A 2,197-nucleotide genomic window follows, 5' to 3' on the forward strand; every position below is an offset into this window, starting at 1 on the left:
GAGGAGAAAACAACAGTGATTCCGTAAGTAGTGGCGAGCGAACGCGGAACAGCCCAAACCGTGCATGTTACGGCATGTACGGGGTAATAGGACCTGCATAATCGAAGACATCGCAGACATGAAGGACATGGGAAAGTCCGCCATAGAGGGTGACAGCCCCGTAATGGAAGGTGATGTTCAGAGGCGGGTATCCTGAGTAGGCCGGGACAGGAGAAATCCCGGTTGAATTTGCCGGCACCATCCGGTAAGGCTAAATACTCCTGAGAGACCGATAGTGAACCAGTACCGTGAGGGAAAGGTGAAAAGTACCGTGAATAACGGGGTGAAACAGAACCTGAAACCGTGCGCTTACAAGCGGTCGGAGCCCTTCAGTGGGGTGACGGCGTGCCTTTTGCATAATGAGCCTACGAGTTACTCCTCACTGGCGAGGGTAAGGAATTAAGTTCCGTACCCGGAGCGAAAGCGAGTCTGAACAGGGCGCTTAGTCAGTGGGGGTAGACGCGAAACTTTGTGATCTACCCATGGACAGGTTGAAGCTCTGGTAAAACAGAGTGGAGGACCGAACCGATAAACGTTGAAAAGTTTCCGGATGATCTGTGGGTAGGGGTGAAAGGCCAATCAAACTGAGAAATAGCTCGTACTCCCCGAAATGTTTTTAGGAACAGCGTCGGGAATTGTATGGCGGAGGTAGAGCTACCGATAGGACTAGGGGGAGTCACATCCTACCAAATCCTGACGAACTCCGAATGCCGCCATACAGAACCGGCAGTGAGGGCAAGGGTGCTAAGGTCCTTGTCCGAGAGGGAAAGAACCCGGACCTTCCGCTAAGGTCCCCAAATCCACACTAAGTTGAACAAAGGTGGTCCAGCTGCAGAGACAGCCAGGAGGTTAGCTTGGAAGCAGCTATTCCTTTAAAGAGTGCGTAACAGCTCACTGGTCGAGCGGCAGGGCGTCGATAATAATCGGGCATCAAGTGTGGTACCGAAGCGAAGGATTTAGACATCGGTCTAAGTGGTAGGGGAGCATTCCAACGGCGGCGAAGGTGCATGGCGNGTCCGCCTCAGGCGGACAGTGGTAGGGGAGCATTCCAACGGCGGCGAAGGTGCATGGCGATGTGCGCTGGAGTTGTTGGAAAAGCAAATGTAGGCATAAGTAACGATAAGGCGGGCGAGAAACCCGCCCACCGATAGACCAAGGTTTCCTGATCAACGCTAATCGGATCAGGGTCAGTCGGGACCTAAGGCGAACCCGAAAGGGGCAGTCGATGGACAACGGGTTAATATTCCCGTACCCCTTATACAGGCAACGGAGTGACGGAGTGATGAAAGATCCGCGCGGTGACGGAATACCGCGTTGAAGGTTGTAGGTATTGGAGACATAGTCAAATGCGTGTCTTTAGCCGAAAGCCGATAGTACCGAGCGTCTTCGGACAATCGGATAGTGATCCTAAGGGCTTCCAAGAAAAACTTCTAGCGTCAAGCGTATAAGGGCCCGTACCGCAAACCGACACAGGTGGTCAAGGAGAGAATCCTGAGGTGCTCGAGTGAATCATGGCTAAGGAACTCGGCAAAATGGCNATAGTGATCCTAAGGGCTTCCAAGAAAAACTTCTAGCGTCAAGCGTATAAGGGCCCGTACCGCAAACCGACACAGGTGGTCAAGGAGAGAATCCTGAGGTGCTCGAGTGAATCATGGCTAAGGAACTCGGCAAAATGGCCCTGTAACTTCGGGAGAAGGGGCGCCTATCCCGCACTTCGGTGCGGGAAGGCCGCAGTGAAAAGGCCCAGGCGACTGTTTATCAAAAACACATGGCTTTGCGAAGTGGCAACACGAAGTATAAGGCCTGACACCTGCCCGGTGCCGGAAGGTTAAGGGGGGGCGTTATCGTAAGAGAAGCGCTGAACTGAAGCCCCGGTAAACGGCGGCCGTAACTATAACGGTCCTAAGGTAGCGAAATTCCTTGTCGGGTAAGTTCCGACCTGCACGAATGGTGTAACGATCTGGGCACTGTCTCAGCCATGAGCTCGGTGAAATTGTAGTCGCGGTGAAGATGCCGCGTACCCGCAACGGGACGGAAAGACCCCATGAACCTTTACTGCAACTTAACATTGGCATTGGGCAAACGATGTGTAGGATAGGCCGGAGGCTTTGAAGCGGCGTCGCCAGGCGCTGTGGAGCCGTCCTTGAAATACGGCCCT

General features: G+C 53.6%; 1 rRNA gene (running past one end of the window). It reads left to right on the forward strand.

Annotation, left to right across the window (positions count from 1 at the left end):
* A 23S ribosomal RNA gene (locus tag KIH41_RS17935) occupies positions 1–2,197 on the forward strand (its annotated part extends 348 nt beyond the left edge of the window); the annotation flags it as partial.

This window comes from Litoribacter ruber, from assembly GCF_018500185.1.
In the GTDB taxonomy this organism is placed as follows: domain Bacteria; phylum Bacteroidota; class Bacteroidia; order Cytophagales; family Cyclobacteriaceae; genus Litoribacter; species Litoribacter ruber.